Origin of the sequence: Nocardia sp. NPDC088792 (assembly GCF_044750615.1) — a bacterium.
Taxonomy (GTDB): domain Bacteria; phylum Actinomycetota; class Actinomycetes; order Mycobacteriales; family Mycobacteriaceae; genus Nocardia.
On record NZ_JBIVKC010000009.1, the window covers coordinates 62,171 to 84,204 of the forward strand.

A 22,034-nucleotide genomic window follows, 5' to 3' on the forward strand; every position below is an offset into this window, starting at 1 on the left:
GCTCATGGCTGTTTCCTCTCGGCCGCGAACAGGGGGCCTCCGTGGTTACACTGCGCTGCCGCCTCCGGCCCCTGACTGTTCGCGGCCAGAAGCTCCACGGGGATATCGATGTGCCGGGCGCGGAGCCATTCCCCGAGCCCCTTGGCCTGCGGATCGAAACGCGCCTGATAGGCCACGCCCTCACCCAGCAGGCCCTCGACAATGAAGTTCACGGCCCGCAGATTCGGCAGCACGTGCCGGACCACGGGCAGTTTCGCGGTCTCGGGGAGCAGCAGGCGCAGCGAGTCGACGGTCAGCGCGTGCACCAGCCACGCGAACTGCTCGTCGGTGCGCACCCAGACGCCGATATTGGCATTGCCGCCCTTGTCGCCGGAGCGGGCCAGCGCGATCGTGCCCAGCGGGGCCCGCTTCGTCGCGCCGGCCGGAAGCGGCTGCGGCAGTTCCGGTTCCGGGACCTCCGCCAGCTCCAGGGTTTCGGCGGCGGGCGCGATGGCGACCTCGCTGCCGTCGGCCAGCACCGCGGTGTGCGGGATTTCCTTCGCATCCACGTAGCCCGGCTTGTACACACCGTAGGGTCCGCCGTTTCCGGGCGGCGCGGTCAATGAGAAGCCCGGGTAGCTGGCGAGGGCCAATTCGACCGCGACACTGGAGAATCCGCGGCCCACCTTGTTCGGGTCCGGATCGCGCACCACGCAGCGCAGCAGCGCGCTGGCCTGTTCCTCGGTCTCGGCGTCGGGCCGGTCCAACCGCGCGAGGGTCCACTCCAGCTCCGCCGGGCGGACCGGCAGCCACGACTCCAGTTGCCGCTCGGCGAGATCCGCCTTCGCCTCGATATCCAGACCGGTGAGGATGAATGCCATCTCGTTGCGGAAGCCGCCGATGGTATTGAGCGACACCTTGGTTCGCGACGGCGGCGCCTCACCGGTCACGCCGCTCACCAGGACCCGATCCGGGCCCTCCTGGGTGAGGTGAATGCTGTCCAGCCGGGTGGTCACGTCCGGCCCGGCGTAGCGCGGGCTCTGGATCTCGTACATGAGCTGCGCCTCGACCGTGTCCACGGTGACCGCGCCGCCGGTGCCGGCCTGCTTGGTGATGACACTGCTGCCGTCACGCCGCACCTCGGCGAGCGGGAATCCCGGCCGGCCGATATCCCCGAGCTCGGTGAAGAACGCGAAGTTACCGCCGGTCGCCTGCGTACTGCATTCGATGATGTGGCCCGCCACCACCGCACCGGCGAGGGCGTCGTAATCGGTTCGGCCCCAGCCGAAATGCGCGGCCGCGGGTCCCACCACCACCGACGCGTCCGTGACCCGCCCGGTCACCACGATGTCGGCGCCCGAATTCAATGCCTCGACGATGCCCCACGCGCCCAGGTAGGCATTGGCGGTCAGCGGCGTCCCGAGCTCCAGCTCCCCCGCCCGCGCCAGCAGATCGTCCCCCGTGACATACGCGATTTTCGGTGCGAGCCCGAGCTTTCCGGCCACCTCGCCGACCCGCTGCGCCAGCCCGGCGGGATTCAGCCCGCCCGCATTGGTGACGATCTTCACGCCCTTGTCGAGGGCGAGTCCCATACAGTCCTCGAGCTGCTTGACGAAGGTCTTGGCATATCCGAGATTCGCGTCCTTCATGCGATCCCGGCCCAGGATCAGCATGGTGAGCTCGGCGAGGTAGTCGCCGGTGAGCACATCGAGCTGCCCGCCCTCGAGCATCTCCCGCATGGCGCTGAACCGATCGCCATAGAACCCCGAACAGTTGCCGATCCGGATGAGCTCCGGGTCTTCGGCGAGCCGACTCATACTGGGCCTCCCTGTGCGCCGCTGCAGTCGCTAACAGGGTCACATCAGGGCCAGAAAAAATCAAGCCCGCGTGCTTGTTATTGATCCATGGCGTGTCATGGATACTGACCGGGTGAAAGACCTAGCCCCGGTGTTGCTGCTCGCCCTCGCCGGTTTCCTCTTCGGCGGCGCCTACTCCATGTGGAAGACCACGCGCCCGGCAGCCATCGGACTCGGCGTCTGCGGAATCCTGGCGATAGCGGGCGCGATTCTCTGGCTCGTCTGACCTATTCGGCTTCCAGCCGGAAGATCCGGAGATCCTCGGGCACACCGCTCAGCGGGGCCGCGAAGAAGCTACGGCGGTAAGGGCGCACGCCGAAACCGAGTTCCTCGAGGGTCTCGGGCTTCAGGGCATCCAGGGTCGACGAAGACAGCATGGTGTTGCCGTTACCGCCAGCCTCCATGACCCGGGCGGCGACATTGACGTCGATACCGAGCCAGTCGCCACCGATCTCGCGGGGGCTGCCCGTATGGAGTCCCATGCGCATCTGGGGGCGGTAGCCGTCGATGGTGACGGTGCTCAGGTTCTCCTTCGCCGCCACCGCGGCACGGATGGCGCGGTCGGCGGAGGGGAAGACGGCCATGACGCCGTCGCCCATGCGCTTGACCACCTGGCCACCGCGATCCACGATCGGGGGCTCGATGGCCTTGGCCACCCGGCGCAGCAGGTCGAGGGTCACCTCATCGCCGACGGCGAGGGACCAGCTGGAGAACGCGACCAGATCGGTGAACATGATGGTGATCTCCGCATTGCCGCGACCCTTGCCCATCCGTTCCAGCATGGCCTGCCAGACCTGCAGGGCGCCCAGGCCCAATTCCCGCGCGGCACTGGGGGAATCGCCCACCAGCTTGTCCGCGGCGCGGGCCACCGCACGCACGCCGCCGGGGCCGGATACGGACAGCGGATCACCGAAGGCCGGATCGCCGGGCAGGTTCTCCCGGGCCTTGCGAATCGCACCGATGAGATCCCCGCGCTGATTCGCGGCATTCACGAGCGCCGACAGCTGACCCGGGATTCGACCGCCACGGCGGCGGCCCTGATCGGAATCGGGCTCGTCCGGAGACTGCCCGGTGGGAACCAAGGGGATGACCACATCGGGGTCGATGCTGCGCGGTTCCAAGCGACGCCCCCCGTCCGCATCCTGCGACCGGTTGCGATCGTTCCCCAAGCCGTCAGTGCGTGCTTCGCGAGGCGCGCGCTCACCGCCGTCGGAGGGTCGTTCGCTCACGCCCAGAGCGTATCTCAGCCCTTGATCCTCGGATGGATGAATGATTGCCACCTGACACCTCCCGATCGGTGCGAGCGGCCACATCATTGAGCCCGCGCGATTGCTCGAGTGTTTTGGTTGCTGACGCGATGCTACCCACCACCCCCGAGGTGTGCCAGGCCCTTCCACCCGGAAGCGACACTATTCACACGACGTTTCCACAACCCGCGTATGACATCGGCCCGATACGGAAATCCGTATCGGGCCGATGTGCGCTGCCGGCCGGGCAGTGGCCGGCAGCTTCCCCGGGCAGGGTCTCTAGGCGTCGCGCTTGTTGAGCACGACCATGGCGGCGGTGAACACGATGCCGACGAAGACCGCGAAGTAGATCAGGCTGCCCCACGGGCCCCAATGCCAGTGCGCCGACGAACTCGTCATGGAGAAGAATCGTTGGCCGTTCGCAAAAGGCAACAGCGGGCCCACATTCCGTCCGAAACTGCCGAACGAGCTCAGCAGCGTCTCGATCACCAGCGGCCACAGCACCAGCAGGGAGATGGCCGCCGCCGACTGCCGCAGCAGCACCCCGACCGCGACGGCCAGGATCACGCACAGCAGCACGTACACGGGCACACCGAGCAGTGCCCGCCACTCTTCGGAGGTGGACAGCGCCAGCTGCGGCGACGAACCGTAGACGGCGCGGGCGATCAGGTAGGCGAGCACGCACAGAATGCCGGTCAGCACGGCCGCGTAAACGCCGAGCAGGACGGCCTTGACGGCGATGACCCGGGTGCGCTGCGGTGTCGCCAGGAAGGTGGTGCGAATGATGCCGAAGCGGTATTCGCTGGTCACCGACAGGGTGGCCATGATCATCAACACCATGACACCGAAGCCACTGACGCCGACCACGGCCGTCGAGACATCGAATTGCTGGGTGGTTGCTGAGTCCTTGGCGGAGCGCGTCACGCCCGCGATCAGCGCCGCCATGCCCAGCCCCAGCGCCACCACGATCGCCGAGCACCACCACGGCGACCGGGTAGAGGTGAGCTTGATCCGTTCCGCTGTCACCACGCCCATCAGAGCACACCTCCCATAACGTCTTCGAAGCCCGCACCGTGGTACTGCACCGCACCACCGGTCATGCGCATGAACGCCTCCTCCAGCGAGGCCCGCTGCGGCGACAACTCGTAGAGCGTGATGTCGTTGGCGCCGGCCAGCTTTCCGACCACGTCACTGCTGACACCGGCCACGACCAGGGCCGCGGCATCCGCGTCCGCGCTGTCCTCGCGCACGGTCATACCGTTCGAGGTGAGCAGGCTGCGCAACTGATCCAGCTGCGGACTGCGCACGCGCACAGACTGTTCCGACGACTTCTCGATGAATTCCTGCGTGGTCAGATCCGCGATCAGGCGACCGCGGCCGATCACCACGAGATGCTCTGCGGTCTGCGCCATTTCGGACAGCAGGTGACTGGACACCAGCACCGTGCGGCCCTCCGCCGCCAGCCGCTGCATGAAGCGGCGGATCCACAGAATGCCCTCGGGATCCAGGCCGTTCACCGGCTCGTCGAACAACAGCACCTGCGGATCACCCAGCAGGGCGCCCGCCAGGCCGAGCCGCTGCGACATGCCGAGCGAGAAACCGCCCGCGTTCTTGCCCGCCACCTCGGTGAGGCCGACCAGGCGCAACACCTCGTCGACGCGCGACAGCGGAATATCGTTCGATGCGGCCATCCAGCGCAGATGCGAACGCGCCGAACGGTTCGGATGCACCCACTTGGCATCCAGCAGCGCACCCACCGACTCCAGCGGACGCTTCAGCTCCCGATACGGCTTACCGTCGATCAGCGCAGTGCCCGAGGTCGGATCGTCCAACCCCAGGATCATCCGCATGGTGGTCGACTTACCCGCCCCGTTCGGGCCGAGAAAGCCGGTCACCAGACCCGGACGGACCGTGAACGAAAGATCCGACACCGCGACGGTCTGGCCGTAGTGTTTGGTCAGGCCCCTCAGTTCGATCATGGTGACCAGTCTTCCCGAATAACGCGCCCGGCACTATCGATCAGAGGTCGCGCGTCCGATCGTCCTGGAGGATGACCGGACCCCGCACACACCCCCTGTGCCACTACTACGAACGGCTTACCTGCGGGGTTCGATCGAAACGCCCGCAGTATACGGGGAAAACCCTGAGTGTCAGAGCGACGGAGAAGACGCCTGCGCCCAGAAACGCTTGGGAATCCGACCGGCGCGCCGCGCCAGATAACCCGCCTCCACCGCACTCGCCATGGCGGTGGCCATGCGCGCGGGATGCTGCGCGCGGGTCACCGCGGTGGCCAGCAGGACCGCGGCACAGCCGAGTTCCATGGCCAGGACGGCATCACTCGCGGTACCGATGCCCGCATCGAGAATCACCGGGACCTGCGCGTCGGCGACGATCATTTCGATATTGTGCGGATTACCGATACCCAGACCGGTGCCGATCGGCGAACCCAGCGGCATGACGGCCACACAGCCGGCCTCCTCGAGGCGGCGGGCCAGCACCGGGTCATCGGTGGTGTAGGGCAGCACGGTGAAACCGTCGTCCACCAATTGCTCGGCGGCGCTGAGCAATTCTATGGCGTCCGGGAGCAGGGTGCGCTCGTCGGCGATGACTTCCAGCTTCACCCAATCGGTTTCGAGCGCCTCCCGGGCCAGCCGGGCGGTGAGCACGGCCTCGGCGGCGGTCCGGCAGCCCGCGGTATTCGGCAGCGGGGCGATCTCCAGGCGCTTCAGCAGATCCAGCACGCCGGTGCCGCCCGCGGCGTCCACCCGGCGCATGGCGACCGTGGTGAGCTCGGTGCCCGAGGCCACCAGGGCCTCCTCCAGCACCGACAGGCTCTCCGCCCCGCCGGTACCCATGATCAGCCGCGAGCCGAAACTGCGCCCGGCGATGACCAGGGGCTCGATATCCGCCGAACTAGCCACCCTGCACCGCCGTCAGGACCTCGATCGACCAGCCACGCTGCACCGGCTCGTCCCACAGCGACTTCGGGAACACCGCACCGTCCACCGCCACCGCAATGCCCTTCGACGGCAGGCTCAGCCGCTCGAGCAGCTCACGCACCGTGGGCGCCTCCGGGAACGAATGGTCCTCGCCATTGACGGTGACGCCGACCGGGATCGCGGTCATCGCACTCCTCCTGTGGAAAACGGTGCGGCAGTGGATGTTTGCCGCGTTGCGGCAGCGGGTGCCTGCCGGGGGTCCGCGGGCTGTGCGCCTGCGTTGTCCAGCGCACTCGCGGGGGCAGCGGCGGGCGCGGAAGTTACGGCGGGCGCGGAAGTTACGGCGCTCGCGGGGGTAGCGGCGGGCGCCGGGGTTGCGGCGCTCGCGGGGGTTTTTCCTTGCGTGGCCGGTGCGGGCGCGGCCTGCTTGCTCGCGGGGGCCGGATGCGGTTCGGCCGCACCCGTTCCGGAACCCGTACCGCCCACGGTGGTCACCACGCAGTGCTCACCGGTCACCGTCGATTGCCCAGCGCTGGAAGGGATTTCGAAGCGGTGCGGGTTCGCCCCGCGGGCCTCGGCCAGCTCACCGCCCGCCAGCAGTTCGACGACCGCGGCGGCGGTCAGCGGCACGCCGAGCACGCCGTTGCGGCCGTGGCCGGTGGCGGCGATGACGCGCTCGTCGAGATAGCCGATGAGCGGCAGATTGTCCGGGGAACCGGGGCGACAGCCCGCATTCACCTCGGCCAGTTCGTATTCGCCGATTCCGGGGAACACCACCTCGGCGTCGGTGATCAGATCGCGGACACCCGCGACGGTGACGCAGGTGTCGTGACCGGCCTCGTATTGCGTTGCGCCGAGCACGATTCCATCGGGGCGGGGCACCAGGTAGACCGGACGCCCGTGCACGCGAGCACGAACCACCCGGGTCGGGGCCTCGGGCGCGCTGGACCGGCGCTTCAGCCGCAGGATCTCGCCCTTCACGGGGCGGACCGGCAGGCCCGGCCAGAGTTTCGCCACGGCGGCGCCGGTGGCCAGCACGATCCGGTCCTGCTTCAGGTCGGACAGCTTGCGGACCTTCTCCGGACGCAGTTCGGCGCCCGCCTTACCGCAGGCGGCTCGCAGGGCGGTCACCAGCAGCCGATTGTCCACGGCCGGTTCGGAAGCGGCCAGCAGACCGGCCCGCACGCCGCGGCCGAGGCCGGGCTCGGACTCGCGCACCCCGGCGCGGTCCAGCAGGCGTAGTCGCCAGGCCGCGTGGCGCGCTTCCTCGGAGTCGGTGGCGGCGAGCGAGCCGTCCGGCGCCGCATCGCGGGCGGCATCGGTGGTTGTCGCACCCGTCGCATCGCGCGCGCCGGCGTGCGGCAGGCTCGGGATGCCGAAGGCGGGGAGGTCGCGCGCGTTCACCCAGTCGTGGATGGTGCGAAGGTCGGCGGCGTCGGCGCTGTCCAGCGCGACGGTCAGGGTTGCGCCGGCGGTGAAGACGTCCGCGCCGGTGACGGCCTGCAGGCGGGCGCCGAACTCGGGCCAGCGGGCCAGGGAGGCGGCGCCGAATTCGAAGGCGGCGTCCTCGCCGGGCCAGCCCTCCGAGAGGGGAGCCAGCATGCCACCGGCCACCCAGGAGGCGCCGGAGCCGATATGCGGGTCATACAGGGTGACGGTCCAGCCGGCTTCGGCGGCACGCCATGCCGTCGACAATCCGATCACCCCGCCGCCGATGACGGCCAGAGTCCCCATCCGTTCCACCTCATCTCGGCCCGGAACTACCGGGACCAGCACTTACTTAACGCTCCGGCGCGCCTCCGCATCCATCTGAGGACGCGCCTCGGTTTTCCTACTCACGGTAGCGCGCCTAAGGTCGAGCCCGTGCAACCGTCCCACCCCAACCGTCCGGTACCACCGCGCGAGCGCCTGGCCGCCGCCCGGCTCTACCTGTGCGTCGACGCCCGCCGCGAGAAGGGCGACCTGGCCGAATTCGCCGAAGCCGCCCTGGCCGGCGGGGTAGACATCATCCAACTGCGGGACAAGGGTTCGCCCGGCGAGAAACAGTTCGGCAGCCTCGAAGCCAAGGCCGAACTCGGGGTGCTCGCCGAACTGAAGGCAGCCGCCCGCCGGCACGGTGCGCTGTTCGCCGTGAACGACCGCGCCGATATCGCGCTCGCCGCCGGCGCCGACGTGCTGCACCTCGGCCAGGGCGACCTGCCGCCCTGGTACGCACGCCGCATCCTCGGACCGGACGTGGTGCTGGGCCGTTCCACCCACAATCGCGCCCAGGCCGGGCTCGCGGCCGTGGACGAGCACCTCGACTACTTCTGCACCGGCCCGGTGTACGCCACCCCCACCAAGCCGGGCCGCACGCCCGCCGGCATCGACCTGGTCCGCTCCACCAGCGATTCCCACACCTCGCGACCCTGGTTCGCCATCGGCGGCATCGACGACCAGCGGCTGCCGGAAGTGCTGGCCGCGGGCGCGACCCGCATCGTCGTCGTCCGCGCCCTCACCGACGCCCGCGACCCGGAGAAGGCCGCGCGCGAACTCAAACAGCGCGTCCTGGAAAACGCCGGCTGACGACAAACTGATCGCTGCCCCGGCCGGCTGCACCCGCCGTCAGCCCGGGCCGCACACATCCCCGCCCGGGCCGCACATGTCAACGGCCGGGGCGGAGAGATATATGTTCCGCTCCGCCCGCAGGCGTCCATCGTCGCGATTCGCCCCGCCCACAGACATCCGTGGTTGCGGGAGCGGATGACGCCGCCGAGATATATCGATACCGAAACATCGACGGAAGTCCCTGCGGCTCAGGCCGGGTCGAGGCGGATGGCGACGCCGTTCAGGTGGGACATGCCCGCCAGGCGTTCGATATCGGCGAGGTCGGTCGACATGAGGTCGTTGACGTTCGCGCCGCCCGCGGCATTCGCGCGCTGCCAGCCGCCGCGGTGACCCCAGCCGTGCGGGATGGCGACGGTGCCCTCGACCATGTCGTCGGTGAGGCGGGCCGTGACCTCGATCGCGCCGTGCGGGGAGGTCACGCGGCAGCGGGAGCCGTCGGAAATACCCGCTACCGCTGCGTCTTTGGGGTGGATGCGGGCGGCATGCTCGCGGTCGCCGCGCATGAGCGGCTCCACATTGTGCATCCACGAATTGTGGGACTTCAGCTCCCGCATGCCGATCACGCGCAGCGGGAAGCCCGGGTCGACCGTGGGAGCGGTCAGCGCTTGCAGCTCGGTGATGATCTCCCGCGGCGCCAGCCGGACACGGCCACCCTTGTGCTGCACCACTTTCGGCAGTACCCCGGTCGCGATCGAATCGGCCAGCACCAGCCCGTGCGGGTGGCGGCGCAGCATGCGGAGGCTCAGGCCACCGCGGCGCAGGCCGAACAGGTCACCGTAGGGGCCGGTGCGCAGGGCGAGATCGACCAGCAGGGTCGGGGTGGGGCGGACGCGGGCGGCCGGGACGCGACGACGCAGCGCGCTCACCGCGCGGCCGAGCAGGTGCGGGCCGATCATGAAGGGCTGCACGCCGATCCGGGTCGCGAGATCGTCGATGATCCGCCATTCCTCGCGGGCCTCGCCGTAGGGTTCCACCACCCGCTCGGTGTACTGGGTGTACGGCGTGGGGGACAGCGCGGTGAACGGGAGCGGAATGTCGTCGCGCTCCAGGAAAGTAGTGGCAGGCAGGATGTAATCGGCCAACCGGTTGGTGTCGTTGACATATATATCTATGGAGACGAACAGATCCAGCCGCGCCATGGCCGCGGCGAGTTCGCGGCCGTTCGGGACCGACGAGATCGGGTTGCCCGCCGAGGTGAACAAGGCCCGCAACTGCCCCGGACCGGGCGTGGCGATCTCCTTCGCCATCACCGCCGCGGGGAAAGTCCGCAGTACATCCGGGAAATCGCCGATGCGCGAACGATGCCGGCCGTAGCCGACGAGACCGAGCCGCGCGTTCAACTCCGATACCGCCACCAGCTCCTTGCCGAACACCGAACCGCCGGGCACATCCAGATTGCCCGTGACCAGGGACAACGCGTCGATGAGGAAGGCGACCAGCGTGGCATGCCTGCCGAGACAGGTACCGGTGCGGCCGTACACCGCGGCGGAATCCGCGCGGGCCAGGTCACGCGCCAGCGCCCGCACCCGGTCCGGCTCCAGACCGGTGATCGACGCGGTGCCCTCCGGGGTGAATCGCGCTACGGCGGCGCGCAGTTCGCGTACGCCCGCGGCCTGCCGCCGCAGGGCCCGCGCATCCTCCAGGCCCTCGTCGAAGATGACCTGCAGCAGCGCGGCCAGCAGCCAGGCATCGGTGTCGGGGCGCACGCCGACATGCTCGAACAGTCGCGCGGTCTCGGTGCGCCGCGGGTCGACCACCAGCACCCGGCCGCCGCGCTTCGTGATGGCGGTGAGCTTCTCGCGAATTCGCGGCACGCTCATCACACTGCCGTGCGACACCACCGGATTCGCGCCGATCATGAGCAGGAAATCGGTGCGGTCCAGGTCGGGCACCGGAACCGAGGTCGGCGACCCGTACAGCAGCGCGCTGGCCACGAAACGATTGTTTACGTCCTGCGAGCCTGCGGAATACACATGGTGCAGACCCGCCGCGAGCTGGAATCCCAGCATCCACAAGGTGTGTGAATAGGAGAACGAGGACGGATTGCCGAAATACCAACCCAGACTTCCCCTCCCGTGCTCCGCGATGATGCCGCGCAGCCGTTCGCCGATCTCGTCCAGCGCCGTATCCCACGAAACCTGCTCGAAGGAGCCGTCTTTCGCGCGCCGCAATGGGTGCAGCACCCGATCCGGGTCGTTCTGGATCTCGGTGAAGGCGATCCCTTTGGGGCAGGCATTGCCGCGGGAGAGGGGATGTTCCTTGTCGGCGCGCAGGCGCACCAGCTTCCCGTCCTCGACGGTGGCGATCAGTCCGCAGAGCGGTTCGCAGATCCGGCAATAGGTGGGTAGCTCACGCGTGCTCACGCCCTCAAGACAACACCTGATCCAGAGTGAGGAACAACACATTTCCGGCCAGATCGGGCTCGTCGGCGGCCGTTTCGGCGGCGCCGATCCGCGCCGGGCGGCTGTGACCGTTGCCCTGCTCGGACAGCCAGACGAAGCCGTGACCGGCCAGGTCCAGGGTGCGCGGCAACGCGGCCGCCACCGCCTCCGGATCGGCGACACCGTCGAGACTGACGCGGGCCGGGGCGGCCCGCAGGGCGGGCCAGGCGGCGGCGAAGCCCGGATGCAGCCGACGGGACTCCACCTCGTCCTCGGGCACCCACACCAGCGCGGCGGACTCCCGATTGCCGACGGTGCGCAGCCGATCGGCGGCATCGGCGATGACCGTGGTGTAGGTCCAGCCACTGGGTGCGGTCGCGGTCACGCGGGTGCCGCGCACCCGGATCGAGCCCGCCGCGATACCGGCTTCCTCCTCGGCCTCCCGGACGGCGGCGTGCACGGTGGTCTCGTGGCTGTCGCGGGCGCCGCCGGGCAGCGCCCAGGTACCGCCCTGATGACTCCAGAAAGCGCGATGCTGCAGCAGTACCGCAGCGCCCCCACCCGCGAGCGGCGCGCGCAGCAACAATCCGGCAGCCCCGTACTTGCCCCACTGGCGGCTGCCATCGGGGCTTTCCGCCCAGCCGTCGCCGTCACCACGCATATTCGCAATCCCATCGATCCCATCGGCGGCCCGTGCCGCACGGTCCGCGCCACGATCACGGCGGGTGTTCCCGCGTCACGGCACCGGTACGTCCACAATAAGCTCAACCGACAGCGAGTAGTCGGTCGTTCGGAATCGGTCGGTAGGAGGTGAGCATGGCGCGCACCGAGCAGTTGAGCCTCGAGGAACTGTCGCCCCGCGCTGCCGCCTCGGCCTGGCGGGAGCGGCTCGCCAGCGGCGAAATGCGGGCATTCGCCTACTCGTCACCGGCCAAACTGCTGGCCGTCGGGCTGGTACTACTGGCCATGTGCCTGGCGGCCGGGGCGGTCACCGAGAGCACGGTGACCAACCGGCAACACGCCCTGGACAATCTGCTGGATCAGTCGGAACCCGACGCCTATTCGGCGCAACGGCTCTACACCTCGCTGTCCGTGGCCGACGCGTCCGCCGGGACGGCGTTCATCTCCGGCGGGCTGGAACCGGCGGCGGTCCGGGATCACTACAACCAGGCCGTCGGTGAGGCCGCGGCCGAACTGGTGGCGCAATCCAATCGGACCGGCGCGGATCAGGACAGCCGGCTCCGCACCGGGATATCCACCGGTTTGCCGGTGTACGCCGGGATCGTGGAGACCGCGCGCGCCGACAATCGCAGCGGATTACCGGTCGGCGCGGCGTATCTGAGCGAGGCTTCCAATCTCATGCAGTCCACCCTGCTGCCGATGGCGGAGGAACTGCAGCAGCATCGCGCCGACGCCATCACCCAGACCCAGCGCAATCATGTGCGGCCGCCGTGGGCGGCCATCATCCTGCCATTGCTGGCGGTGGCGGCTCTCGTTGCGGCGCAACTGTTCCTGTTCCGGCGGTGGCATCGCGTGCTGAACGCCGGACTGCTGCTGGCCACCGCGACCATGGTGGTGCTGCTGTCCTGGACGGTCGCCGCGGGCGTCATCTCGGCGGTGGACACCACGCATTCACGGGATCGGGGCAGCACGCCGACCACCGCGCTCACCGAGAGCCGCATTCTGGCGCAGCAGGCCCGCACCGCCGAAACCCTCAAACTGGTGCGCCGCGATACCAGCGCCGCCTACGACAACACCTACGACGCCGCCATCGGCAAGCTCGGAAAACTGCTGTCCGGCTACCGATCCGACGCGCCCGGAGCGAGCGAGGTGAAGACCGCCACCGCCGCGCTCGACAAATGGCGTGCGGCACATCAACGCATGAACGACGCCCTGTCCAAGGGTGATTTCATCGGCGCGGCGGCAGTCGCCACCGGGCCCGGCGCCGACGAGGCCACCACCCAGGTCACCGCGCTGGACCACGCCCTCGGCGACGGCATCGCCGCCACCCGGGACCAGTTGCGCGACAATGCCTCCCACGGCGCCCGCACCCTGGACCTGCTGGCCCCGGGCGCGCTGGTGCTCGCCACCGCCGCGGCCGTGTTCGTCGCCGCCGGACTGTGGCCGCGACTACGGGAGTACCGATGAGCGGGCGGTCCACGGGCGGAATCCGCGTGCCGCAGCGGCTGTCCCGGCTGCGGCGGCCGATGACCGCGGGCCTCGTGGGGCTGGCCGTGGCCGTGAGTGCCGGATGCGGGTCGGACACCGCGCCGGTCGCGCCGGCCACACAGGGGACCTATGTCGAGCCGCCGCTGCCGTCGGGAGCCGTGCCGGCGCAGACGCAGACGCCGCCACCGCCGGTGAACGACAGCTGCGGCGATCCGACCGCGAGCCTGCGGCCGAACGGGATCAAGAGCGGGCCGGATATCGACGCGATCCGGGCGCGCGGGCGACTGCTGGTCGGTTTGGATCCGGGCAGCAATCTGTTCAGCTTCCGGGATCCCACCACCGGCATGCTCACCGGTTTCGATGTGGATATCGCGCGGGAATTGGCGCGGGATCTGCTGGGTAATCCCGATTCCATCGAATACCGGATACTCGGGTCCGCGGACCGCGAGCAGGCCTTGCAGGAACACACCGTCGACGTGGTCGTGAAGACCATGACCATCAATTGTGATCGGCGGCAACGGGTCACGTTCTCCACCTCGTATCTGCAATCGCATCAGCGGCTGCTGGTGGTGAAGGATTCCGGCATCGGCACGCTCGCGGATCTCGCCGGGAAACGGGTGTGCGTGGTGCCCGGCACCACCTCCCTCGATCTGGTGCGGCGGGAGCAGCCGGCGGCCTCCATCCTGACCGTGCCCAGCTGGGCGGACTGCCTGGTGGTGCTGCAGCAGCGGCAGGTCGAGGCGGTCAGCACCGACGACACCCTGCTGGCGGGGCTCGCGGTGCAGGATCCGGCGACCGCGGTGGCCGGACCCAACCTCGATACCGAGCAGTACGGGATCGGCATCTCCAAGGGCTCGGACGATCTCGTCCGTTTCGTCAACGGGACGCTGGAACGCATTCGCTCCGACGGGACCTGGAACCGGCTCTACAACCGCTGGCTGGCGGGCGAACTCGGCGACGCCGCCATCCCGCCGCCACCGAAATACCAGGACTGACATGAGCCGACCCCCCGAACCGGAGCCCGCCACACCCGACGGCGAACCCACCCGCGCCACCGCACACCTCGGCGACGGGGCGGCGGCGAATCCCGGTACCCAGGCGTATCCACGCACCGAGGCGACCGTCCGCACCGAGCTGCCCGCCGGGCCCGCACAGCCGGCCGGGACGTCCACCGCGGGCGGTGAGCCGAGGATCCCCACCCGGCCGTCACAGCGGACCGCGCGAATGATGCGGTCCCGGCCACTGGTTCGGCGCCTGGGAGCCGGGCTGGTGCCGATCCCGGCGGTGGAACCGACCGATCCGGAACAGGCGGTCCTCGCCGATCCGATGGTGGCGGAGGGCCGCCGCTACTGCTGGCGCTGCGGGAAACCCGTCGGGCGGGCCACCGCGAGCCATCCGGCGAACACCGCCGGCACCTGCGAAACCTGCGGCGCGCCTTACGATTTCCGGCCGTCACTGCATATCGGCGATATCGTTGCGGGACAGTACGAAATCCAGGGCTGCATCGCCCACGGCGGGCTCGGCTGGATCTACCTCGCCATCGACCGCAATGTCAGCGACCGGTGGGTGGTGCTCAAGGGCCTGCTGCACGCCGGCGATGCCGAAGCGCAGGCGGTGGCGGTGGCGGAACGCGAATTCCTCGCCGAAGTGGTGCATCCCAGCATCGTCAAGATCCACAACTTCGTGGAACACGCCGCACCCGGCGGCGCACCCATCGGGTACATCGTCATGGAATACGTGGGCGGGCATTCGCTGCGCGAAATGCTCGACCAGTACGCCAAACCCGAACGCATGCCGGTCGCCGAGGCCATCGCCTATGTGCTGGAAGTACTGCCGGCGCTGGAGTACCTGCATTCGGTGGGGCTCGCCTACAACGACCTCAAACCCGACAACATCATGGTCACCTCCGACCGGGTGGAACTCATCGACCTGGGCGCGGTCGCCCAGTTCGAGGCGTACGGAAACCTGTACGGCACCAGGGGATTCCAGGCGCCGGAACTCTCGAAGACCGGGCCCACGGTGGCGTCGGACATCTACACGGTGGGGCGGACCCTGGCCGTCCTCATCCTGGACATGCCGATGGAGCAGGGCGCCTATATCGACGGCATCCCCGATCCCGCGACCCAGCCGGTGCTGGCCCGGCACGAATTCCTGCACCGGCTGCTGCTGCGCGCCACCGATCCGGATCCGGACCGCCGCTTCGGATCCGCGCGGCTGCTCGCCAATCAGCTCACCGGCGTCCTGCGGGAAATCCTCGCGGTGGAGACCGGCACCGAGCATCCACAGTTGTCCACACTGTTCAGCCCGCCGCGCACCAGTTTCGGCACCGAGGAGCTGATCGGCCAGACCGACGGCATCATGGACGGCGTCGCCCGCAATATCCTGCTGCGGCCCCGCGATGTGGTGTCGGCGCTGCCCGTGCCGATCATCGATCCCACCGACCCCTCCGCTCCCCTGCTCGCGGGCGCCGCGCACCCGGAAGCCCGGCACGTCCTCGACGAACTCCGGCATGCCCGCCAGCGCGCCGCGGCCGAACCCGGCGGCGCCCCCGACACTTTCGAGGTCGAGGTGACCCTCGCCGAGGCCCGCGCCCACCTCGACCTCGACGAACCCGCCGCCGCCCGCATGCTGCTGGACCGGCTCGCCGAATCCGAACCGGCCCGCGACTGGCGACTCGACTGGTACGTGGGGATGACGGAACTACTGGAACTGGAATACGAGCGCGCCTTCGCCCGCTTCGACGAGGTTCTGCAGGCGCTGCCCGGTGAGATCGCACCCAAGCTGGCGCTCGCCGCCACGGCGGAATTGATTCTGCAGCACTGGGAATCGCCCGATCCGGACCAATGGCGCACCTACGCCGAGACTTATTACGCCACCGTCTGGCGTACCGACCGCGGCGTGGTCAGCGCCGCCTTCGGGCTGGCGAGGCAGCTCGCGGCAGGCGGCAATATCACCGCCGCCGTACACGCGCTGGATCAGGTGCCGCCCGCCTCCCGCCACTATGCGGAGGCGCGCATGACCGCGATCCTGCTGCTGCTGACCAGTTCCGCCGCAACCGATCTCGACGAATCGACGCTGCAGGTGGCCGCGGCGCGGGTGCAGGGACTGCCACCGGGTGAGAGTCGCGCCGCGCAACTGCGGGTCCTGACGCTCGGTATCGCCCTCTCCTGGCTGCAGGCGGGCCACGAACCCAAATCACCCGAATCCCGGCTGCTCGGCTCGACGTTCACCGATCGGGACCTCCGGCGCGGCATCGAGACCGGATTGCGCGGGCTGGCGCGGTCGGCGCCCGCCCGCGGCCACCGGTACGCGCTGGTGGACCTGGCCAATGCGGTGCGGGCCAAGTCCTGGTTCTGAGCGCCGCACCGGATTCTCTTGTCACCGTGTGTGATTCACCAGGACCGGGCTGCCGAACCATCGGCCGGCGACCTGCTCGAACGCCTCACGATCGGGGCCGCCGTCGGCCGCCCAGGCGACCGTGCCGTCGGGCCGGACGAGCACGGCGGCCAACCCGAGATCGTTTCTCGCAGTACCGGTTACATACCGGATCCGGCCCTCCCAGCCTGCCGTCGCATCGCGCAGGCTGCCGTCGGCGCTGAAGTCGAGCACGAGGCCGCGACCGTCCCGCAGCAGCTCGCCCACGCGAGTGCCGTCCGCCAGGCGAAGATCCGGGGCATTGCGGCCTACCAGTGGGTGATCGCTGCCGAGGTCGTAGCGGATCGACCAGCCCGACAGCTTGCCGAATACATCGGTGGTTCCGTCACGGGTTCCGAGCAGGTCGCGAACCACTCCCTGGGTCGCCTGCGCGTACGGGGACGGCCGCATGACCACCGCCTGCGCGCGCGTCCAGTCCAGGACCCAGGCGGCGACCGGGTGACGCTCGCTCGTGTACGTGTCGAGCAGTCCCTCCGGTGCGTACCCGCGCACGGTCGCCGCGAGCTTCCAGCCCAGGTTCACGGCGTCACCGATACCGGTGTGCAGGCCCTGCCCGCCGAGGGGTGAATGGATGTGCGCGGCATCGCCCGCCAGCAGGACGCGGCCCCGGCGGTAGGTCGTCGTCTGCATCGCGCGATCGGTGAAACTCGAGGCGAGACGGACATCGGTCAGCGTCACCTCGGTGCCGGAGACGCGACGCAGTACCTCTTGCAGATGCTCGCGCGTCGGCTCCTGCGAACGATCGAACGCGCCGCCGTCGAAATCCATCATGCCGAGGTGCCCGTCCGCGGGCAGCCGAAGGTAGAGGCCCGTCGGCGTGGGATTGAATCCGGGACGCAGACTTTCGAGATCCGGGACGTCGACGAGCATGACATACCCGGTGAATTGTGGCTCGGTGCCGACGAATTCGAAGCCCGCAAGGCCGCGCACCGCGCTGTGCCCGCCATCGCAGCCGACCACCCAGCGCGCCGGGTAGGCGTGCTCGCCGGCGTGCACGACCACGCTCTCCGCATCCTGCGCGATGGCCGAGACCGCTGCACCGCGCCTGATCTCCACGCCCAGCCTCCCGGCCTGTTCGGACAGCACCGACTCGACCGCTGCGAGGCTCGTCATCACGAATTCCGGTGCAGGGCCGGGAATCCGGTACGGCAGGGCGGCCACGTCGACATCGGCCGAATCGAGCATCATGCCGCCGAAATGCCCTACGGCATAAGGCGGAGCGAGCTCGTCCTCCTCGGAGTACGCGGCGGGAGCGTCCATGCCCGAGGCGGTCAGCAGCGCGGGCAGCAGGCCACGGCGGTCGAACGCCTCGACCGAAGTGGCGGACAGGCCCCGCAACCCGAGCGGCACCGCTCGCCACGGGGTGTGCGGGTCGGGCTCCCGCTCCAGGACCAGGACCGAGCAGCCCGCGAGACCGAGCTCGCAGGCCAGCATCAGACCGACCGGGCCGGCGCCCACTATCACTACGTCATGCATGAGAATTCCCCTTCCGAAGTGGCCTGATGTCTCCAGGCCCACCAAGACTGGAGCGAGCCGCTCACACCACGCACACACGGCGCTCATACGCGAGGATCGAGGAATGGACGGGACTGCACGGCTGCACGTCACATTGCTCGGGGCCTTCCAGGTCTCGTGCGGTGACACCGCCCTGCGGGTCGCCGGTACCCGCCTGCAAGCACTGGTCGTACGGCTGGCGCTGGCCGGCGGTCGCACCGTCGAGCAGGACGCGCTGGTCGATGCGATCTGGCCCGAGCACCCACCATCCGGCCCCGCACACGCCCTGCAGACCCTCGTCTCCCGCTTACGCCGAACCCTCGGCTCGGCCGACGCCGTCACCCAACTCGGCGGCGGCTACCGCCTGGCCGTGCACGCCACCGACGTGGACACCCTGCGCTTCGAGCACCTCGCCACCACCGGCCGCGACCACCTCCGCGCGAGGGATCCGAAAGCCGCCGCAGCCCTGCTCGGCGAGGCCCTGACGCTGTGGGCCGACCGTCCCGGCACCGAACCCACGATCGTCGCCGCCGTAGCGCCCGCCGCCGCGACCCGCCTGGCCCACGCCTCGATCGAGGCCGTCACCGATCTGGCCGAAGCCGAACTGGCACTCGGCCATGCCGATTCGGCCGCCACCCGCCTGACCGCCCTGCTCACCGAACACCCCGCGAACGAGCGGGCCGCCGCCCTTCTCATGGACGCACTCGCCGCCCAGGGCCGCGAGGCCGAAGCCCTCACCTGGTACGAGCGCGTCCGCGAAACCCTGGCCGACACCCTCGGAGCCGACCCGGGCGCCGCCCTCCGCCAACGCCACCTCCGCCTCCTACGCGCCGACCGACAGGTGATGTCCGGCAATGGAAATGCCGTCGACGAGCCTCCGCGCCCGTCCGGCGGACAAGCCGCGCGGCATCCCACCGATGCGGTGTGCGCGCCCGCCGGCAAGACGCGAACCGGGTCGGGCGACCTACCTGCGCCGGGCAACCTGCCCGCGCCGCTGACCAGTTTCATCGGCCGTGACCAGGACCTCGACCGCATCGACACGCTGCTCACCGCCGGCCGCCTGATCACCGTGGTCGGTCCCGGCGGCGCAGGCAAAACGCGCCTCGCCCTTGAGGCAGCCCACCGCCATCGGCACGAATATCCCGACGGCACATGGATGATCGACCTCGCTTCCGTCACCGAACCGGCCGAAATCGGCGCCACCCTGCTGGCCGCGATCGGCCTGCGCGGCTCGGCCCTCTTCGAATCCCCGGCCACGCGACGCGGCGTACTCATGAACTCCGGGCCACACGGCTCGACGCTGCCCGAAGCGTCCGCGGAGCCGCGCGAATCAGAACTGCCAGGCACCCCGCCCCTGCTGGGCGGCCCAGCACTGCCCGGAACTTCAGCCGGACCGCGCGACCCGTCGTCCCCCGGAGCCTCAGCAGGAGTGCACAACTCAGTGCTTCCTGAGGTCTCGGCCGAGTGCGGCGGTTCGGAGCTCGCGGGTTCGCCGGCCGGGTCGCGCGGCGATTCGGTCGGCGAGTTGGAAGTTCTGATCGAACAGTTGGGCGCGCGAGAGATGTTGCTTGTGGTGGACAACTGCGAGCATCTCATCGATGCTGTGGCCCAGCTGCTTTCGGGGCTGTTGACTCGGTGTGCGGGGGTGCGGGTGCTGGCCACGAGCAGGGAACCGCTCGCGGTCGATGGTGAGAGCCTGGTGCCGCTCGGGCCGCTCACGCTGCCCGAGGCGGACACGGATGTCGAGGAGGCCCGGCGGACGGCGTCCGTGCGGCTGTTCAGCGAGCGGGCGGCGGCGGTGCGGCCCGGGTTCGAGGTCGGCGAGCGGAATCTCGGCGCGGTGGTGCGCATTGTGCGCGGGCTGGATGGCATGCCGCTCGCGCTGGAACTCGCCGCCGCGCGGCTGCGGACACTCGCGCTGGGCGATCTGGCTGCCGGGCTGTCCGATCGGTTCCGGTTGCTGGGCAGCGGGCGCCGGACCTCCGCCCCGCGGCATCGGACGTTGCGGGCGGTCATCGCGTGGAGCTGGGATCTGCTGGAGGCGGATGCACGGACAGTTGCCGAGCGGGTTTCGGTGCTGCCCGGTGGGGTCACGCCGGGCTCGGCCATCGCGGTATGTGCCGGTACCGGGGTGCCCGCCGGGGAGCTGCCGGAACTGCTTGCGGGACTGGTGGATCGGTCGCTGTTGCAGCTTGCGCCGGAGAGCGGCAGGTATCGGATGCTGGAGACGATCCGGGAGTACGGGCTGGAACAGCTTGCGGCGCAGGATCTTCTGCCGGGGGTGCGGGGTCTGGCCGCGCACTGGTCCGGTGAGCTGGTTGCCCGCTGTGACCCGATGCTGCGCGGCCCCGAGCAGCTCGGCGCACTCCACGTGCTGCGCGCCGAGTACGACAATGTGCTTGCCGGTCTCCGGCATCTCTGCGATATCGGTGACTCCGAGGGCGCTGTGGCGCTCGCGGTGAATCTGACCTGGTATTGGCAGATGCTCGGGCGGCATGGGGACGCGGCGTTCTGGCTCGGTGAGGCGGTTGCGGTGCCGGTCGAGCGGACGAGCGTCGAGCGCGATATTGCCGAGGGGTTGTTGGTGTTCAGCAGCATTGCGACGCCGAGCATGCTGATCAATGACGCGTTCATGGCGCGGCAGGAGGAGTTGCGGAGCCTCGCGGATCGGCTGTCGGGCTATCCGGAGTTGCCCGGGCTGGGTGGAGCACTGACCGCGATCCGGCTGGCTTCGCTGGAGGATTCCGAGGCGTCGCAGCTGATCGTTCAGCGACTGGTCGATGGGCCGGATGGGTGGCTGGCGGGGCTGGCTCGCATGTTCCGGGCCGAATTCGCCGAGAACGCAGGACATCTCGAGCAGGTCCGCGGCGATGTGACGGCCGCACTGGAGTGCTTCGACCAGGCGGGCGACCGTTGGGGGCTGGCCTCGGCGCTGCCGCTGCGCGCGCAATTGCGGCAGTACGACGGCGATCTCGAAGGCGCGATGGCCGACCTGGAGGAGGCCAACCGGCTGGCCCGCGAGTTCGGGTCGCTCAGCCTCAGCGACGAGATCTTCATCGACCTGCGCTGGATCGATCTGCACGCGCGGCTCGGCGAAACCACGCGCGCGATCGAGATGATCGCCGCGATCCGTGAGCGCATATTGCGTTCGGCGGCAACGGAGATGGCGGTTTTCCTGGATGCCCGCGAGGCCGGGCTGTGGCTGCGGGCCGGAGACCCGGACCGGGCGAGCGCGCGGGTCGAGGCAGCCGAGGCCGGGCTGCTCGCCTTCGGCGGCAATCACGGCCGGGCGCTGGTCGGTGCGGTGCGTGGCGAGCTGTATCTCGCGCTCGGTGACGGACCGGGAGCAGCGGAGGCGCTGAGCCGGGCATACGCGGCAGCGGTCGAGAGCAGGGATCTGCCGATCGTGGCGACGGTGGCGGTGACCGTCGCGGGCCTCGCCGCTCTGTACGAGCGGTTCGACGACGTGGCCGTGCTGCTCGGCGCGGCGGCCCGCCTCCGCGGCGCCCACGACCACACCGACCCGCAGATCCGCGCACTGAGTGGCCGCGGCCGGGCCGCGCTCGGCACCAAACGCTTCGACGCGGCCTACGACATCGGCTGGCGGCTGGACGCCCCGGCGGCTATCACACGGGCCGATCCGGCGGAACTCCGGCGTCCTTGACCGATCCCGTGCCGCACCTGCGGTCACCTGCGAGGGCAGTCGTAGGCACGGGACCGGCGAGGGAATGGTTTCAGTCCCTGACCGCAGTGTGCGTATGCGACACGGTTCCGGTGGACCGGATACAACCCCGGTCCACGGACAACAGTGCCAGATGAACTATGAAGGGATCGTGATGTTTTCTTGAGTCCTCTCCGCCTGGCATGACAGAGATTCCTGGCTCAAACCACCTGACCGCTCAGCGAACGTTCAGGTCTTACGTTCTC

Annotated in this window: 15 protein-coding genes and 1 pseudogene; 6 read left to right on the forward strand and 10 right to left on the reverse strand. The window is 69.6% G+C overall.

Features of this window, described 5'->3' with window-relative positions:
* Positions 1 to 2 precede the first annotated feature (2 nt).
* On the reverse strand, positions 3 to 1,796 hold the full coding sequence (locus ACIP5Y_RS45190; RefSeq protein ID WP_400359914.1) for an acyclic terpene utilization AtuA family protein: 1,794 nt from the start codon (positions 1,794 to 1,796) through the stop codon (positions 3 to 5).
* Positions 1,797 to 1,908: 112 nt separating this feature from the next.
* Between ACIP5Y_RS45190 and ACIP5Y_RS45195 the strand changes: the two genes are divergently transcribed.
* On the forward strand, positions 1,909 to 2,061 hold the full coding sequence (locus ACIP5Y_RS45195; protein WP_400359916.1) for a hypothetical protein: 153 nt from the start codon (positions 1,909 to 1,911) through the stop codon (positions 2,059 to 2,061).
* Between the two features lies 1 nt (position 2,062).
* Here ACIP5Y_RS45195 and ACIP5Y_RS45200 read toward each other — a convergent pair whose 3' ends face one another.
* From ACIP5Y_RS45200 to ACIP5Y_RS45225, 6 genes and pseudogenes are all read right to left on the reverse strand, one after another.
* Positions 2,063 to 2,827 (reverse strand): adenylate/guanylate cyclase domain-containing protein, encoded by a 765-nt coding sequence (locus ACIP5Y_RS45200; protein ID WP_400360279.1) that lies wholly within the window; start codon positions 2,825 to 2,827, stop codon positions 2,063 to 2,065.
* 534 nt (positions 2,828 to 3,361) lie between these two features.
* Complete coding sequence (locus tag ACIP5Y_RS45205) at positions 3,362 to 4,117, reverse strand: ABC transporter permease (protein WP_400359918.1); 756 nt, start codon at positions 4,115 to 4,117, stop codon at positions 3,362 to 3,364.
* On the reverse strand, positions 4,117 to 5,061 hold the full coding sequence (locus ACIP5Y_RS45210) for an ABC transporter ATP-binding protein (protein ID WP_400359920.1): 945 nt from the start codon (positions 5,059 to 5,061) through the stop codon (positions 4,117 to 4,119). Before ACIP5Y_RS45210 ends, ACIP5Y_RS45205 begins: the two co-directional genes overlap by 1 nt.
* 171 nt (positions 5,062 to 5,232) lie before the next feature.
* Positions 5,233 to 6,003 (reverse strand): thiazole synthase, encoded by a 771-nt coding sequence (locus ACIP5Y_RS45215; protein ID WP_400359922.1) that lies wholly within the window; start codon positions 6,001 to 6,003, stop codon positions 5,233 to 5,235.
* On the reverse strand, positions 5,996 to 6,208 hold the full coding sequence (gene thiS, locus ACIP5Y_RS45220; RefSeq protein WP_400359924.1) for a sulfur carrier protein ThiS: 213 nt from the start codon (positions 6,206 to 6,208) through the stop codon (positions 5,996 to 5,998). Before thiS ends, ACIP5Y_RS45215 begins: the two co-directional genes overlap by 8 nt.
* Positions 6,209 to 6,567: 359 nt before the next feature.
* Positions 6,568 to 7,755, reverse strand: a pseudogene (locus ACIP5Y_RS45225) (FAD-dependent oxidoreductase); the annotation flags it as partial.
* Between the two features lie 129 nt (positions 7,756 to 7,884).
* Between ACIP5Y_RS45225 and thiE the strand changes: the two are divergent.
* Positions 7,885 to 8,586: a thiamine phosphate synthase gene (thiE, locus tag ACIP5Y_RS45230; protein ID WP_400359926.1), complete on the forward strand. Its 702-nt coding sequence runs from the start codon at positions 7,885 to 7,887 to the stop codon at positions 8,584 to 8,586.
* Positions 8,587 to 8,816: 230 nt separating this feature from the next.
* Here thiE and ACIP5Y_RS45235 read toward each other — a convergent pair whose 3' ends face one another.
* Complete coding sequence (locus ACIP5Y_RS45235) at positions 8,817 to 10,991, reverse strand: molybdopterin-dependent oxidoreductase (protein ID WP_400359928.1); 2,175 nt, start codon at positions 10,989 to 10,991, stop codon at positions 8,817 to 8,819.
* 4 nt (positions 10,992 to 10,995) lie between these two features.
* Entirely contained in the window at positions 10,996 to 11,670 is a 675-nt protein-coding gene (locus ACIP5Y_RS45240) for an NUDIX domain-containing protein (protein ID WP_400359929.1), read from the reverse strand.
* Between the two features lie 155 nt (positions 11,671 to 11,825).
* On the opposite strand from ACIP5Y_RS45240, the gene ACIP5Y_RS45245 reads away from it, so the two are divergent.
* From ACIP5Y_RS45245 to ACIP5Y_RS45255, 3 genes are read left to right on the forward strand one after another with little or no spacing between them, the layout of a single operon-like run.
* Positions 11,826 to 13,157: a hypothetical protein gene (locus tag ACIP5Y_RS45245; protein ID WP_400359931.1), complete on the forward strand. Its 1,332-nt coding sequence runs from the start codon at positions 11,826 to 11,828 to the stop codon at positions 13,155 to 13,157.
* Complete coding sequence (locus tag ACIP5Y_RS45250) at positions 13,154 to 14,173, forward strand: glutamate ABC transporter substrate-binding protein (protein ID WP_400359933.1); 1,020 nt, start codon at positions 13,154 to 13,156, stop codon at positions 14,171 to 14,173. Before ACIP5Y_RS45245 ends, ACIP5Y_RS45250 begins: the two co-directional genes overlap by 4 nt.
* Position 14,174: 1 nt before the next feature.
* A complete protein-coding gene (locus ACIP5Y_RS45255; RefSeq protein ID WP_400359935.1) occupies positions 14,175 to 16,535 on the forward strand; it encodes a tetratricopeptide repeat protein in 2,361 nt (786 codons plus the stop codon).
* Positions 16,536 to 16,556: 21 nt separating this feature from the next.
* Here the strand turns inward: ACIP5Y_RS45255 and ACIP5Y_RS45260 are convergent, their stop codons facing one another.
* Positions 16,557 to 18,089, reverse strand: coding sequence for an FAD-dependent oxidoreductase (locus ACIP5Y_RS45260; RefSeq protein WP_400359937.1), 1,533 nt, complete (start codon positions 18,087 to 18,089; stop codon positions 16,557 to 16,559).
* A 103-nt stretch (positions 18,090 to 18,192) separates the two neighbouring features.
* Here ACIP5Y_RS45260 and ACIP5Y_RS45265 point away from each other — a divergent pair, with 103 nt between their 5' ends.
* Positions 18,193 to 21,771, forward strand: coding sequence for an AfsR/SARP family transcriptional regulator (locus tag ACIP5Y_RS45265; protein WP_400359939.1), 3,579 nt, complete (start codon positions 18,193 to 18,195; stop codon positions 21,769 to 21,771).
* The last annotated feature ends 263 nt before the right edge of the window (positions 21,772 to 22,034 follow it).